The organism is Variovorax sp. R-27, assembly GCF_049913215.1.
In the GTDB taxonomy this organism is placed as follows: Bacteria; Pseudomonadota; Gammaproteobacteria; order Burkholderiales; family Burkholderiaceae_C; genus Variovorax.
In genome coordinates this window covers 830,466-844,053 of sequence record NZ_CP183984.1, presented here as the reverse complement: position 1 = coordinate 844,053, position 13,588 = coordinate 830,466, and the positions used below count along the sequence as shown (strand labels likewise).

The following is a 13,588-nucleotide window of genomic DNA, read 5'->3' as shown; positions in this document are numbered from 1 at the left end:
CTTTCGGAGATTTCTTCCATGCCACTGCACATTGGCATCGTCGGCTGCTCGGCCGAAGGCGCTGCACTCTGCTATCGCACTCTGTGCGTCGAAGGCGCCAAGCACATGGGCCAGGAGCACGCGCACCCCGAGGTTTCGATGCACACGCACTCGCTCGCCGCGTATGTGGACTACCTCGATCGCGGCGACATCGACGGCGTCGCGCAACTGATGCTGTCGTCGGCGGGCAAGCTCGCGGCGGCTGGTGCTGATTTTCTGATCTGCCCCGACAACACGATCCACCAGGCGATACATCGGGTGCTGCCGCAGTCGCCGCTGCCGTGGCTGCACATCGCCGAGGTGGTTGCGGCGGAGGCGGCATCGCGGGGCTTTCGCCGCGTGGGCGTTCTGGGCACGCGCTGGCTGGTCGACAGCGAGGTCTACCCGCAGGCGCTGTCGGCCGCCGGGCTGGAAGCCGTGCGGCCTGATGCCGATGAGCGTGCAATGCTCGGCCGTATCATCATGGACGAACTGGTGCGCGGCGTGGTCCGGCCCGAGTCCACCACGGTGCTGCAACAGATGATCGACGGCCTGAAGGCGCGCGGCTGCGATGCAGTAGCACTGGGCTGCACCGAACTGCCACTGGTGCTGAACGACGGCAACTCGGCACTCCCGACACTCGACTCGACGCGCCTGCTGGCACGCGCGGCACTGCGGCGCGCAACAGCCGGCTGAGCCCCCCGCCTATTTGCGCGCCTTGTCGATCTCGGCCATCAGCTCTTTCACGGTGGCCTCGCCGACCGAGGCCGAGTACTTGTCGATGACCGGCTTCACCTTCGTGCGCAGCTTCGCCATCTCTTCGGGCGGCAGCTCCGACACGGTCATGCCCGCCTTCTTCAATGCGTCGAGCGCGCTGTCGGCGGCGCCGCGCGAGGCCTCGCGCTGGAACGCGGTCGATTCGGCCGACGCCTCGGTGATGATCTTCTTCTCTTCCGCGCTCATGCCGTCCCAGGTCTTCCTGCTGATCAGCAGCGCCTGCGGGTTGTAGATGTGCCGGGTCTGGGTGATGTACTTCTGCACCTCGGCGAACTTGGACGACAGGATGGTGGTGTTCGGGTTCTCCTGCCCGTCGACCGCCTTCTGGTCGAGAGCGGGATACAACTCGGGAAACGGCAGCGGAGTGGCATTGGCGCCCAGCGCACCGAACAGGTCGATGTAAATCGGCGACTGGATCACGCGGATCTTCAGCCCCGCGATGTCGTCCGCCTTCACGATCGGCCGCTTGCTGTTGGTGAGGTTGCGAAAGCCCAGGTCCCAGTAGCCCAGGCCATGCAGGCCCTTGTCTTCCAGCCTGGCCATCAGCTTCTGGCCGAAGGGTCCGTCGGTGACCGCATCGGCCTCCTTGCCGCTGTTGAACAGGAACGGAAAGTCGTAGGCCGCGAACTCCTTCACCTGCGCCGAGAGAATGCCCGCGTTCAGCACCGTGAGTTCGACCGTGCCGCCCTGCAGCGCCGACACGGTCTGAAGATCGCCGCCGAGCGCGCCGCCCGCGAACAGCTTGACGGTGATCTTGCCGCCCGACTTGGCGGCCACGAGGTCGGCGAACTTCTGCGCGCCCTGCGCCTGCGGATGGCCGGTCTGGTTCTGGAACGCGAACTTGAGCGTTCGCTCCTTGACTTGCGCACCGGCGCCGCACATGGCGAACAACGCAACGGCGGCAACCAGCAGTTTCAGCATCGAGGGCTTCTTCATGGCAACGTCTCCTTGTATGTATATGTCTATCCGTGGAACAACCTGGCCGGCCCCGTCACCAGCCACGGGAACAGCACCATCAGGAACATGACGGCGAACTCGGCGATCATGAAAGGCACCACGCCGCGCGTGACGTCGTCCATCGAGATCTTTCCGACGCCGGCCACCACGTTGAGGACCGTGCCCACCGGCGGCGTGACCAGGCCGATCGAGTTGTTGATGATGAAGAGCACGCCGAAGTAGACCGGGTCGATGCCCGCGGCCTTCACGATGGGCATCAGCACGGGTGTGAGGATCAGGATCGTCGGCGTCATGTCCATCGCAGTGCCCACGATCATCACGAGCACCATGATCGCGATCATCAGCAGGATCTGGTTGCCCATGAAGGGCTGCAGCAGCCCCACCACCTTCGAAGGCAGGTCGGCCACCGTGATGAGCCACGCGCTCACCATGGCCGCGGCGATCAGGAACATCACGATGGCGCTGGTCTTGGCCGCCCCCACGAACACCGCGTAGAGGTCCTTCCAGCTCAGCTCGCGATAGACGACGGTCGACACGAAAAGCGCATAGACGGCGGCCACCACGGCCGCCTCGGTCGGCGTGAACACGCCCATGCGCAGACCTACGAGGATGATCACCGGCAGCATCAGCGCCCACAGCGCCTTGCGGAACGCGGTGAAGATTTCGCCGCCCGACTTGCGCGGCGGAGGCACGATCTTCTCGCGCCGCACCAGCCAGGCCCAGGTGATCCACAGCGCGCCGCCGATCAGCAGGCCCGGCACGATGGCCGCGAGGAACAGCTTGGAGATCGAGACGTTGGCCGCCACGCCGAAGATCACGAGCCCGATGCTCGGCGGTATCACCGGGCCGATCACGCCGGTGGCCGCGATGAGCCCGCCCGCGCGCGCCTTGTCGTGGCCCGCCTTGACCATCATAGGCAGCAGCAGCGCTGTCAGCGCGGCGGCGTCGGCCACGGCCGACCCCGAGAGCGCCGAGAGCAGGCAGCCCGCCATGATGGTCACGTAGCCAAGGCCTCCCTTCACATGGCCGACCAGCGCGAGCGCGAAGTCGACGATGCGCTTGGAGAGGCCGCCCACGTTCATGATCTCGCCGGCCAGCATGAAGAACGGCACGGCCAGCAGCGGAAAGCTGTCGGCGCCGCCGATCACGTTCTGCGCAAGGATCTGCGCGTCGAACAGGTCGAGGTGCCACATCAGCGCGACGCCGCTGGCCAGCAGCGAGAACGCGATGGGAATGCCCATCGCCATGGCAAGGAGCAGCGAGCCCACGAAGACGACGATGGTCACTTGCGTGCTCCCTGTTGTGCATCCCCTTGAGCGGTGCTGTCTTGCGAACCGAGGATCTGCTGCAGCTGTACCGCTTCCTCGGACTCCTGCACCATCACCAGATCGCTCTCGGCAATGCGCCCGGTGAGCAGGCGCAGCAGGTCGAGCATGAGGATGAACGCAGCCAGCACCGAGAACACCACGCCTGACATGTACACCACCGCCATCGAGGCGCCGGTGACCGGCGCTGTCACGTCCCAGTTGATGCGCGTCTGCGCCGTGCTGCCCTGGAACAGCAGCCACACGATGTAGAGCATTACCACGTGCCCTATCGCAAGGCAGATCTTCTTGCCGATGGGCGGCAGCTTCTGCACCACCATGTCGACGCCCAGGTGGCCGTGCTCCTTCAGCGCGACGACCGCGCCGAGAAAGGTCATCCAGATGAAGAGCCAGCGCGAGACTTCCTCGGACAGGGTGATGCCCGAATTGAAGCCGTAGCGCAGCACCACGTTGCCGAAGACCAGCACGACCATGACCGCAAGCGCGGCTGCGATCAGGGCTTCGATGCCGGCGCAGCACCGGTCGATCCATCGGTTCATGGCCATGCTCTGCGTTCAGGCCGGCGCGGCCTGCCTGTGCATCTCGACCAGCGCGCGCAGCGCAGCCAGGTAAGACTGCGGGCCCAGGCCCTGGACCGTGCCTTTCACCGCCGGCGAGATGATCGAATGCGCGCGCCATGTCTCGCGAGCGGCGATGTTGGACATGTGCACCTCGATGATCGGGAACGGCATCGCCTTGATCGCGTCGTGCAGCGGCACGCCGTGCTGCGTGAGGCCGGCCGGGTTGACCAGCGCACCCTGAGCCTCGTCGATATGGGTGTGCAAAAAGTCGATCAGGTCGCCTTCGTGGTTCGACTGGAGGATGTCCAGCGTCACGCCGAGTTCGGTGGCGAGCTGCTGCAGCTGCGCATTGATTTCGGCCAGCGTGGTCTTGCCGTAGATGTGGGGTTCGCGGCGGCCGAACAGGTTGAGGTTGGGGCCGTGCAGGACGAGGATCTTCATGAGGCGCCTTCGGTCGGAGGTCTTACTGCTTGCGGATGCGCGCGAGTTCGTCGGTGTAGAGCTTGACGATGGCGGGGTCATAGCTCGCGGCGAAACGCTCGGTGACAGGCTTGGCAATCTGCCGCATGCGGGCCTGCTCGGCAGGCGCGAGCTCGTTGAACTGCGCCCCCTTGGCCTGCAAGTCGCCTACGGCGCGCTGCGCGGCGGCGCGGCTCACCTGGCGCTGATAGCCGCGCGCTTCGTCGGCGGCCTCGCGCATCATCTTCTGCTCGGTAGGGCTCAGCGAGTCCCAGAACTTCTTGCTGACCAGCACGATGTTGGCCGCATACACATGGTTCGTGGCGCTCACGAACTTCTGCACCTCGTAGAACTTGTTCGACAGGATCACCGCGTACGGGTTCTCCTGGCCATCGACCGCCTTCGACTCGAGCGCGCCGTACAGCTCGGCGAAAGGCATCGGCACCGGGTTGGCCTTGAAGGCCTTGAAGGTTTCGAGGAACACGGGGTTCGGAATGACGCGGATCTTCAGGCCTTCGAGGTCCTCGGGCTTGGTGATGGGCCGCTTGCTGTTGGTGACGTTGCGAAAGCCCAGGTCCCAATAGCCCAGCGCCACCAGCCCCTTCTCCGGCAGCTTCGCGATCAACGCCTGGCCCAGCGGGCCGTCGAGCAGCGCATCGGCCTGCGCAAAGCTGCCCACCGCGAACGGGAAGTCGACAAGGCCGAACTCCTTGACGATGCCTGCGAGCGACGTGGTGGCCGGTGCCGACATCTGCTGCACGCCGCCCTGCAGCGCCGACTGCTGCTGCATCTCGTTGCCCAGCTGCGAGGCCGGAAACTCCTGCACCTTCATCTTGCCGCCGCTCTTGGCCGCGAGCAGTTCGGCAAAACGCTTCACGCCAAAGCTCACCGGATGGTCTGCGTTGTTGAGGTGGCCGAAGCGGATCACACGGTCCTGCACGCCCTGCGCGAACGCGGGAATGGCCAGGGCGAGGGTCAGGCCGGCTGCGGCGAGCTGGCGATGAAGCGTTCTCAAGATGTGATCTCCAACTGTGTGAAGGTGCAAGGGCGGCGCGATCTTAGGGCGGAATTGGAAAATATTTCCACTAGTGAAAACACTTGGCAAAAGCGCTAGAGTGACGTCATGACAGCCATACTCGAACGCAGCTTCAAGGTCCTCGAACACCTGGCCGGCCACCCCGAAGGCCGCGCGCTGTCGGCACTGTCGGCCGAGCTGGAAATGCCGCTGAGCGCCACGCACCGCCTGCTGACCGAGCTCATCCGCTGCGGCTATGTGCGGCAGGACCAGAGCCACGGCGACTACATGCTCACCATCAAGCTGGTGTCGCTCGGCCTCAGCTTTCTCAGCAACAGCGGCATCGTCGACGTGGCGCAGCCGCTGCTCGACCGGCTCGCCGCCGAATCGGGCGAACTGGTGCGGCTGGCGGTGGTCGACGGCGACGAGCTCACCTTCGTCGCCAAGGCGCAGGGTGCAACGCGCGGCCTGCGCTACGACCCGGACATGGGCCTTTCGGTGAACCTCTCCTGCAGTTCCGCCGGCCACGCCTGGCTGTCGACAATGACGGACGAGCAGGCGCTGCAACTCGTGGCGAAGCAGGGCTTTGGCAAGCCCGAGGACTACGGCCCGAAGGCGCCGACCACCGTGAAGGCACTCCTGGCATATCTGCGTGCGGCACGCAAGCGCGGCTTCGCGATGATCAGCGAGGTGTTCGCGCCGGCAATGACTGCCATGGCCGCGCCGGTGCGCAGCGGCAACGGCGCGGTGATCGGCGTCATCACCATCGCAGGGCCACTGGTGCGACTGACCGAGGAACGCATGCTCGAACTGGGACCGGTGCTGCTGTCGTCGGCCGAGGACGTGGCGCAGGCCAGCGGGGCTTCCGCGATGTTCAAGCGAAGGGCCTGACCGGACATCGCGCGGCGGCCATGGTGCTTATCTATTCAGAATGGAGCCTCCTCGACAAATCAAGGAGACATTCATGCACGACATCGCCGCGCTCCAGAAACTGCTGGGCGCGATCTTTCCCGGCCTGATGGGCGTACGGCTCACCGAGCTCGCACCCGACCGCGTGGTCGCGCAGATGGAGGTGCGGCAAGACCTGTGCACCGCCGGCGGCATCCTGCACGGCGGCGCCTACATGGCCTTCGCCGACACTCTGGGTGCGGTCGGCACCATCGCCAACCTGCCAGAAGGCAAGCGCACGACAACCACCGATTCGAGCACCAAGTTCATCGCGGGCGCGCGCCTGGGCACTACCGTCACGGGCACCTGCCTGGCGCTGCATCGCGGACGCACTACGCATGTGTGGCAAACCTCGGTGACCAATGCCGACGGCAAGCTGTGCGCGGTCGTCACGCAGACGCAACTGGTGCTGGACGGGGGCGCGTAACGGCGCGAGCCTGCCCCGGCGCCTCTGGCCGACAGCGCCACGGGCATTGCGATGGCGCGCAAAACGGCGTCGGCTGACGCATCCGCGCGCGCAACGGTGCCAGCATCGCCCCGCACTGGAGAACACGCCCATGGAACGACTCTTCGACTCCTTCGCCAACACCTTCGCCCGCATGGCCGGCAGCCCGGCGGCCTTCCTGATCTGCGTGGCCGTGGTCGTGGCCTGGGCGGTTTCGGGGCCGTTCTTCGGCTTTTCGGAGACATGGCAACTCGTGATCAACACGGGCACCACCATCGTCACCTTCCTGATGGTCTTCCTCATTCAGAACACCCAGAACCGCGACGGTGTCGCCTTGCAGACCAAGCTGGACGAACTGATCCGCTCCTCCAACGCGGAGGATGACTTCATCGGCATCGAGAAGCTCACGGACAGGGAGTTGATTGCGCTGCACGAGCGCTGCGAGGCGGCTGCGAAGAAAAGCCAGGAGACGCTGGAGAAAGCCCGGACCGAGCGCAAGCGCCGCGGCCACCATAACCACCGCGTGGACCGAGGCAGCAACGCCCGCTCAATCGATCCATAGCTGCCGGCAAGCGGCCATATCCAGTATGGTGATGAGCTGCTTGTTGCGCCGTATCAGGCACGCAGTTGTGATGCGACTACCTCGCGGAACGTCGTCAGCTGATCGTCGATGCGCACGTGATACGACGCCAGATCCGCTCGCGCGTTCACGCGCACGCTCCCTCATTCCGTCGAAGAACCCGCTGCGGCGCCCAACGCAGCGCCACAGTCACACTCTCTTCAGCACAACCCCGAATCATTCGCGCTGCAAGCAGGCGATGACATCGAAAACATTCGCGACGTGCACTGCGCATATGCATGCCTCGAGAAGCTTAGCGTTCCACAGCAGGTGAATGACTGCGAAGAGGTCTATCCAACCCGCTCCGAACTCGGCGCGTTGATCCGCCTCGTCAATGAGGAACTGCGGCGGCGCATCGAAGCCGCGGGCGGCACGATCAACTCCTTGCGTGGCGCCCTGCTACGCGAACAGGCGCCGCAATGACGCCGATTTGCTAGCGCAAAAGCAAAAAGGCGCTACAACCTCGAAAGTTGTAGCGCCTTGCGGAATATGGTGGCCTGGGGCGGAATCGAACCACCGACACGCGGATTTTCAATCCGCTGCTCTACCAACTGAGCTACCGGGCCATTGCATTTGTGTGCAGCCCTAAATTATACAGCGCTTCTGCGCCCTCTTGAAAGATCGACGCCAAGTTGTTTGAGCTTGCGGTACAGGTGGGTGCGTTCGAGGCCGGTTTTCTCGGCGACGCGGGTCATCGAACCGTTCTCCATCGCCAAGTGAAACTCGAAGTACGCCTTCTCGAAACCATCGCGCGCATCGCGCAGCGGGCGGTCGAGGTCGAAGCTCTGGGTCGATTGCGGGCCGGCGTCGACCACGGGCACGGAAGCCAGCGAGGCCATCAGCAGGCTGTCGCCTGTCGTCGTGATGGCGGCCGCCTGGTTGCCGGTGACCGGCGCGGGCACCACGCCTGCCGCGGCGCGGCGTGCGCTCTCGCGCGCCAGGCCCTGCTCCACTGCCTTGAGCAGCTTCTGCATGGTGATGGGCTTTTCAAGGAAGGCGAAGGCGCCGATGCGCGTGGCGTCGACCGCGGTGTCGATGGTGGCGTGGCCGCTCATCATGATGACGGGCATGCTCAGCAGGCCCGCGGTGGACCACTCCTTGAGCAGCGTGACGCCGTCGGTGTCGGGCATCCAGATGTCGAGCAGCACGAGATCGGGCCGTGCGCGCTGGCGCGCAGCGCGGGCTTCGGCGGCGTTTTCCGCGAGCTCCACGTTGTGGCCTTCGTCATTGAGAATTTCGAAGAGCAGGTCCCGGATGCCCAGCTCGTCATCGACCACGAGAATGTTTGCCATGAGTGCTGCTTGTTGTTTGCGCTGGTGTCTGCAATGTATTGAGGGTCCGCTGGCCCATCCATCGCCTGTGCGACGACGGAGATTCGTGCGGCTCAGGCGGCGGAAGACTTCGAATCTTCGGTGTGAGCGACCGCTGCCCGCGGCTCGCCTGCCAGCGCGAATGATAGCGAGACTTGTGCCCCTGCTACAGCCCCATCGACGACGCGGTTGGAAAGCTCGATGCGCGCGCCGTGTTCGTCCGCGATTTTCTTCACGACGGCAAGGCCCAAACCAGTACCTTTTGTTTTCGTGGTTACGTATGGTTCGAAGGCGCGCTTCAAAATATTTTCGGCAAAGCCCGGGCCGCTGTCCTGCACCGTCAGGCGCACGCGCTGCCCCGAATCGCCGAGCCGCGTGCGGATGACGACCTCGCCCGCCTTGCCCGTGCCGCTGGCGGCAGCTTCGGCGGCGTCCTGCGCGTTCTGCAACAGGTTGTGTATGACCTGGCGGATCTGCTGCGCGTCGCCGCGGATGGGCGGGCAGCGCTCGTCGAGTTCTGAGCGCAGCGTGATCGGCAGGCTCTCGGCGTTGTAGAGCTGGAGCACGTCGGTCAGCAAGGCGTTGAGGTCCACCGGCTTGAGGTCGGCCGCGGGCAGGCGCGCATAGTCGCGGAATTCGTTCACCAGCCGCTTCATCGCATCGACCTGGTCGACGATGGTCTTCACCGACTTCACGAGCACGGCCTGTTCGGGCGGCGGGACCTTGCCCGAGAGCTTCATCTCGAGCCGCTCGGCCGAGAGCTGGATCGGCGTGAGCGGATTCTTGATCTCGTGTGCGAGGCGACGCGCCACTTCGCCCCAGGCCTGCGCGCGCTGGGCCGAGACGATTTCGGAGATGTCGTCGAACACCAGCAGCCGCGCGGCGCCGGGCAGTTCCGCGCCGCGCGCGACGATGTTGATGGCGCTGTCCTGCTGCGGCAGGTCGGTGCCGGAGGCGTGCAACTCGAAGGCGTGCTGCCAGTGGTCGAGGCCGTGCTGCATGCGCTCGACGAGAAAGTCGTCGAACTGCTGCTGCACCTTGGCACCGAACTCGGCCAGGCCCGGCACATCGACGAGCGCCCGGCCTTCGTAGGCCGCGAGCGGCGCGCGCAGCACACGGGTCGCGCCCGGATTGGTGGACAGCACAGTGCCCTTGGCGTCGAGCACGATCACGCCCGATGTCAGGTTGTCGAGAATGGTCTGCAGGTTGGCGCGCGCAGCGTCGAGCTGGCCCATGGTCTTCTCGACCGCGCCGCGGGCGTCGGCCAGCTGCTGCGTCATGACGGCGAACGAGCGCGTGAGGCCGCCGAGTTCGTCCTTGCCCTGCAGCACGGCGGTGGGCCGCAGGTCGCCAGCCGCCACCTGGCGCACGCCGTCTGCCAGCACGAGCAGCGGCCGCGCGAGCTGGTTGCCGAACAGCACGGCCAGCAGCACCGCACCGAACACGGCGAGGAACAGGCTCAGCGTGAGCGTGCCGATGTACATGCGACGCAGGCCCTCGCGCGCGAGCGCCCGCTCCTGGTATTCGCGGTTGGCCTCCTGCACGGCGAGCGCGTTGGCGACCACGGCCGGCGGCAGCGGCCGCGTGACCTGCAGATAGCGCGGCGCGGTGTCGAAGTCGAAGCCCGGCCTTTGCACCATGGCGAGCGCACGCACGCTCGCGACTGGCGGGGTTGCGCCCGGCGCGGCTGTTTCGTCCAGCCCCTCGACGTGCGCGACGGCGCGCTCGGGGCGGACTTGGCGGAACTGCTGCACGGTTGGCCGCTCGGGGTTCAGCTGGAAGCGCGAGGAGCCGGCGCTGGCCACAAGTTGCCCGTTGCCGGTCCACAGGATCACGTCGGTGGCCTCAAGCTGATCGCGGATGCGTTCCAGCACCAGGCCCGCGCTCGTGTCGGGCACTTGCGCCAGTTGCGCGCTGGCGCTGCGCGTCTTGGCAGCGAGGTCATCGGACAGCGAATCGAGCGTGGCGCGCCCCAGATTGAGGCCAGCATCGAGCGCGCCCTCGACCTTCACGTCGAACCAGCTCTCGATCGAGCGCGCGACGAACTGATAAGACACCACGTAGACCAGCGCCCCGGGCACCACGCCCACCAGCGCGAAGATGGCCGCCAGCTTGATGAGCAATCGGCTGCCGAACTTGCCCTGCCGCAGCCGCCGCAGCAGGCGGAAGGCAACCCAGCCGATCACCAGCACCAGCAGCACCGCCACCACGACGTTGATGCCGAACAGGCGCACGTAGTAGCGCTCGTACAGTGCGCGGTTGTTGGTGGCCTGCGCCAGCAGGAACATCAGCACCAGGCCGATGGCCGTGACCAGCGCGGCGCCGACACCAATGGCCCAGCGCGTGGCCCGCGCGCGGCGCGCGGCCGGCGTGGCCGCTGCGCCGCTGCGCCCGGAAGTGCTCACTTCTGCTTCTCCAGCGGGAGCTTGGCCGTGCGTTCGGCGGCGATGTTCCAGTCGGCCTGCCCGACCACGCCGATCTGGAACGGGCGCGGCAGCTGCGAGGTGTCGAGCCGGAAGCGGAAAGTGACCTGGTGCTGCGGGTCGTCGCCGATCTCGGCCACATCGCCCAGCCGCAGGCGGCCGATGCGCTTGATGGCGTCGAGCGCATCGCCGAGGGTGTCGAAGTTCTGGTTCAGCGAGATGCCCAGGCCGGCCGCGCCGGTCATCGGCGCCGCCGACACATTGAGTCGCCAGCGTCGCGTGAGCGGCTGGTAGGCCAGCCGCATGTGGCGAGCGACCTGGGCGACCTTGCGATCGGTCCAGTACCAGCGCTCCTGGTAGAGCTCGGCCTCGGCCACGAAATAGATGGCGATGCCCTTGTCGAGCACCTCCTCCACCAAGGAGGGCAGCTCGAACTGCACGGCCGCGCTGAAGTAGACGCCATCGTCGGACTGCTCGAGGCGCATCTGGGTGATCGACGTGCCGTTGCGGCCCTGGGCGGCCGCCGGGGCCGGCAGCAGCAGGACCATCCACATTGCCCAGGCCCAGAGCAGGACGGCCAGCAAGGCCGGCCAGCGCCGTTCAGTGCGGGCGCTTCTCAAGCAGGGCGTAGAAGAAACCGTCGTGGTCACCAGAGGGATTGTCCGGGACGCCACGGGCATTCGACCCGCTTTGGGGCAGCAAATGGCCCGGCGATGGCAGCAATCGTGCGTCGGTGTTGTGTACAAGAAACGCATCAATTTGTTGCGAACCCTCTTCGCGGAACACGGAGCAGGTGCAGTAAAGGAGCCGGCCGCCGGGCCGCACCAGCGGCCAGAGCGCGGCCAGGAGAGCGGCCTGCTGGGCTGCGAGCTGGGCGGTGTCGCTTTCGCGGCGCAGCCAGCGCACATCAGGATGGCGTCGCACGATGCCCGAGGCCGTGCATGGTGCGTCGAGCAGGATGGCGTCGAAGGGCGTGCCGTCCCACCATTGGTCCGGACGCCCCGCGTCGGCGACGAGCACCTTGGCCTTGAGGCCGATGCGGGCCAGGGTTTCGTCGATGCGGCGGCTGCGGACGGCATCGACTTCCAGGGCTGTCACGTCGATGGCGCCGGGGGCCGCCATTTCGAGCAGGTGCGCGGTCTTGCCGCCGGGGGCGGCGCAGGCGTCGAGCACGCGCAGTGGCGCCGCCACGCCCGGCTTCGTCGGCAAGAGGCCTTCGAGCAGCAGCGGTGCGGCCATCTGCGCGGCGGCGTCCTGCACCGAGCAGGCGCCGTCGGCAAAACCGGGCAGTTGCTGCACGGGGCGTGCGCGCGTCAGCTGCAGGCCGCTGGGGCCTACGCGTATCGCACCGAGGCAAACGGCCTCCAGCTCCGCCAGATACGAAGCCACGGTCGATTTCTGAGCGTTGACCCGCAGCGTCATCGGCGCCTGCGCGTTGTCGGCGCCCAGCACCCGCTGCCAGTCGCGCGGATGGTCGCGCTTGAGGCGCTCGATCCACCAGCGCGGGTGGTTCCATTGCGCGACGGGTTCGGTGTCGGTGGCGGCCACGAGCTCGTCGCGCTCACGCAAGAAACGCCTCAGACAGGCATTGATGAAGCTGGCCTGCGCCCGCGTGGCCGGGTTGCGCTTGGCGGCCTCGACGGCCTGGTCGACCAGCGTGAAGGGCTCGTAGGGTGCACGCTCGCTGTCCCATGCCAGCGCCAGCGCGGTGCACAGCAGGGCATCGGGCAGCGGCGGCGGCGTGCGTTTGGCCAGGTGGCGACGCAGCGCCTCGGCGCGGCCGAGCCAGCGCAGCACCTGGAAGCCGAGCGCCTGCACGCCGGGGCGCAGCGAAGGCTCGACCGCCTCGAAGGCAACCGAGCCCGAGGTGCCGGCGCGAATCGACGCCAGCGCCACCGCGGTCAGTTGCAGTTGGCGCCAGAGCGGAGGCTGCAGCGACGGCGCACCGTTGTTGCTGCTGGAGGAAGGATCGGAAGGTAGTTCTGACAAGTTGGGGCGATGGTAACGGGCGACCGTAAAGCCGGACGCCGTGCAATGGAAAGAAGAAAGAGCCGCGCCGGGCGCCGAACTCAGAGCAGCGGAGCGGCTGGACGCAGACGCACGGCCCATGCCACCAGCAACGCCGGAAACTGCGCGATCGCAGCGTTGTAGTGCCCCACCGCCTGGTTGAACTGGCTGCGCGCGATCTCCGCCGCGGCCGAAGGCTCGGGCCACGCGATCGGCTCGATGGCGCTGGGCACCGTGGCCTCGGTCCCGGGCTGAAGTTGCGCCGGCCGCGACAGAGTGCCGTCGGCGTCGAACACCGTCACATCGTCCGGGTGCTGGCGTCGCCACGCATTGATCCACACCTGCAGCGCAGTGGCCAGCGCGGCCATGACGCCGGTGTCCAGCGGGTGCAGCCGGGTCGCGCCGAGCAGGGTCGCGAGCTGGGTGGTCGCGGCCTGCAATGGCGCGATGGACGACAGCGACTCACCCGTTGGCGACGCCTCCACCGGTGGCGCAGCGGTGATGCTGGCCTGCACGAAATCGAGCTGCTTGCCCAGGGCCGCATCGAGCAGGCCGTAGGCCTGCAGCACGGCCGCGCGCAAACGCACCAGCCGGTTGTAGGCACCGACAAACCAGAACAGCAGGACCGCGATCACGATCCAGCTGGTCAGCGATTCGGGCAATACGCTCATCGACGACAACGCCTCATCATTGAAAACACAAAGAAAAACGCCCCCCAACCGGAG

General features: G+C 66.5%; 15 protein-coding genes and 1 tRNA gene. 5 read left to right on the top strand and 11 right to left on the bottom strand.

Annotated elements, in window-relative coordinates:
- Window positions 1-18: 18 nt before the first annotated feature.
- Entirely contained in the window at window positions 19-714 is a 696-nt protein-coding gene (locus ACN9MV_RS03845) for an aspartate/glutamate racemase family protein (protein ID WP_426391346.1), read from the top strand.
- Window positions 715-723: 9 nt separating this feature from the next.
- Here ACN9MV_RS03845 and ACN9MV_RS03840 read toward each other — a convergent pair whose 3' ends face one another.
- Genes ACN9MV_RS03840 through ACN9MV_RS03820 form a run of 5 tightly spaced genes read right to left on the bottom strand, consistent with a single transcriptional unit; the run spans window position 724 to window position 5,111 of the window.
- Window positions 724-1,731 (bottom strand): TRAP transporter substrate-binding protein, encoded by a 1,008-nt coding sequence (locus tag ACN9MV_RS03840; protein ID WP_426391345.1) that lies wholly within the window; start codon window positions 1,729-1,731, stop codon window positions 724-726.
- A gap of 26 nt (window positions 1,732-1,757) precedes the next feature.
- On the bottom strand, window positions 1,758-3,038 hold the full coding sequence (locus ACN9MV_RS03835) for a TRAP transporter large permease (protein ID WP_093079309.1): 1,281 nt from the start codon (window positions 3,036-3,038) through the stop codon (window positions 1,758-1,760).
- The gene (locus ACN9MV_RS03830) at window positions 3,035-3,616 is read right to left on the bottom strand and encodes a TRAP transporter small permease (RefSeq protein ID WP_093079440.1); all 582 of its coding nucleotides are present in this window, start codon (window positions 3,614-3,616) and stop codon (window positions 3,035-3,037) included. The genes ACN9MV_RS03835 and ACN9MV_RS03830 overlap by 4 nt, the downstream gene beginning before the upstream one ends.
- 15 nt (window positions 3,617-3,631) lie before the next feature.
- Window positions 3,632-4,078, bottom strand: coding sequence for a type II 3-dehydroquinate dehydratase (locus ACN9MV_RS03825; RefSeq protein ID WP_093079312.1), 447 nt, complete (start codon window positions 4,076-4,078; stop codon window positions 3,632-3,634).
- Between the two features lie 22 nt (window positions 4,079-4,100).
- A complete protein-coding gene (locus ACN9MV_RS03820; protein ID WP_426391344.1) occupies window positions 4,101-5,111 on the bottom strand; it encodes a TRAP transporter substrate-binding protein in 1,011 nt (336 codons plus the stop codon).
- A gap of 108 nt (window positions 5,112-5,219) precedes the next feature.
- On the opposite strand from ACN9MV_RS03820, the gene ACN9MV_RS03815 reads away from it, so the two are divergent.
- The 4 genes from ACN9MV_RS03815 to ACN9MV_RS03800 all read left to right on the top strand — a co-directional run bounded on the left by ACN9MV_RS03815 (window position 5,220) and on the right by ACN9MV_RS03800 (window position 7,546).
- Window positions 5,220-6,002 carry an IclR family transcriptional regulator gene (locus tag ACN9MV_RS03815; RefSeq protein ID WP_093079318.1) on the top strand — a complete coding sequence of 261 codons (783 nt, stop codon included), beginning with the start codon at window positions 5,220-5,222 and terminating at the stop codon, window positions 6,000-6,002.
- Window positions 6,003-6,075: 73 nt separating this feature from the next.
- Window positions 6,076-6,486: a PaaI family thioesterase gene (locus ACN9MV_RS03810; protein ID WP_426391343.1), complete on the top strand. Its 411-nt coding sequence runs from the start codon at window positions 6,076-6,078 to the stop codon at window positions 6,484-6,486.
- Between the two features lie 130 nt (window positions 6,487-6,616).
- Window positions 6,617-7,066 (top strand): low affinity iron permease family protein, encoded by a 450-nt coding sequence (locus ACN9MV_RS03805; protein ID WP_093178225.1) that lies wholly within the window; start codon window positions 6,617-6,619, stop codon window positions 7,064-7,066.
- A 327-nt stretch (window positions 7,067-7,393) separates the two neighbouring features.
- Window positions 7,394-7,546: a hypothetical protein gene (locus ACN9MV_RS03800; RefSeq protein ID WP_256330919.1), complete on the top strand. Its 153-nt coding sequence runs from the start codon at window positions 7,394-7,396 to the stop codon at window positions 7,544-7,546.
- A gap of 67 nt (window positions 7,547-7,613) precedes the next feature.
- On the opposite strand, the gene ACN9MV_RS03795 is transcribed toward ACN9MV_RS03800, so the two are convergent.
- The 6 genes from ACN9MV_RS03795 to ACN9MV_RS03770 all read right to left on the bottom strand — a co-directional run bounded on the left by ACN9MV_RS03795 (window position 7,614) and on the right by ACN9MV_RS03770 (window position 13,534).
- Window positions 7,614-7,689: transfer RNA gene (locus ACN9MV_RS03795), tRNA-Phe, on the bottom strand.
- A 24-nt stretch (window positions 7,690-7,713) separates the two neighbouring features.
- Entirely contained in the window at window positions 7,714-8,415 is a 702-nt protein-coding gene (locus ACN9MV_RS03790; protein WP_093057187.1) for a response regulator, read from the bottom strand.
- A 92-nt stretch (window positions 8,416-8,507) separates the two neighbouring features.
- Complete coding sequence (locus tag ACN9MV_RS03785) at window positions 8,508-10,838, bottom strand: sensor histidine kinase (RefSeq protein ID WP_093180098.1); 2,331 nt, start codon at window positions 10,836-10,838, stop codon at window positions 8,508-8,510.
- Window positions 10,835-11,410, bottom strand: a complete 576-nt coding sequence (locus tag ACN9MV_RS03780) for a DUF4390 domain-containing protein (RefSeq protein WP_371127394.1) — start codon at window positions 11,408-11,410, stop codon at window positions 10,835-10,837. The genes ACN9MV_RS03785 and ACN9MV_RS03780 overlap by 4 nt, the downstream gene beginning before the upstream one ends.
- Before the next feature lie 46 nt (window positions 11,411-11,456).
- Window positions 11,457-12,845 carry a 16S rRNA (cytosine(967)-C(5))-methyltransferase RsmB gene (gene rsmB / locus ACN9MV_RS03775; protein WP_426391342.1) on the bottom strand — a complete coding sequence of 463 codons (1,389 nt, stop codon included), beginning with the start codon at window positions 12,843-12,845 and terminating at the stop codon, window positions 11,457-11,459.
- An 80-nt stretch (window positions 12,846-12,925) separates the two neighbouring features.
- The gene (locus tag ACN9MV_RS03770) at window positions 12,926-13,534 is read right to left on the bottom strand and encodes a lema family protein (protein WP_093057184.1); all 609 of its coding nucleotides are present in this window, start codon (window positions 13,532-13,534) and stop codon (window positions 12,926-12,928) included.
- Window positions 13,535-13,588: the final 54 nt, after the last annotated feature.

Coding starts and splice junctions, on each gene's coding strand:
- ACN9MV_RS03845 (WP_426391346.1), top strand. CDS start 19: ATGCCACTGCACATTGGCATCGTCGGCTGCTCGGCCGAAGGCGCTGCA.
- ACN9MV_RS03840 (WP_426391345.1), bottom strand. CDS start 1,731: ATGAAGAAGCCCTCGATGCTGAAACTGCTGGTTGCCGCCGTTGCGTTG.
- ACN9MV_RS03830 (WP_093079440.1), bottom strand. CDS start 3,616: ATGAACCGATGGATCGACCGGTGCTGCGCCGGCATCGAAGCCCTGATC.
- ACN9MV_RS03825 (WP_093079312.1), bottom strand. CDS start 4,078: ATGAAGATCCTCGTCCTGCACGGCCCCAACCTCAACCTGTTCGGCCGC.
- ACN9MV_RS03815 (WP_093079318.1), top strand. CDS start 5,220: ATGACAGCCATACTCGAACGCAGCTTCAAGGTCCTCGAACACCTGGCC.
- ACN9MV_RS03810 (WP_426391343.1), top strand. CDS start 6,076: ATGCACGACATCGCCGCGCTCCAGAAACTGCTGGGCGCGATCTTTCCC.
- ACN9MV_RS03805 (WP_093178225.1), top strand. CDS start 6,617: ATGGAACGACTCTTCGACTCCTTCGCCAACACCTTCGCCCGCATGGCC.
- ACN9MV_RS03790 (WP_093057187.1), bottom strand. CDS start 8,415: ATGGCAAACATTCTCGTGGTCGATGACGAGCTGGGCATCCGGGACCTG.
- ACN9MV_RS03780 (WP_371127394.1), bottom strand. CDS start 11,410: ATGTGGATGGTCCTGCTGCTGCCGGCCCCGGCGGCCGCCCAGGGCCGC.
- ACN9MV_RS03770 (WP_093057184.1), bottom strand. CDS start 13,534: ATGAGCGTATTGCCCGAATCGCTGACCAGCTGGATCGTGATCGCGGTC.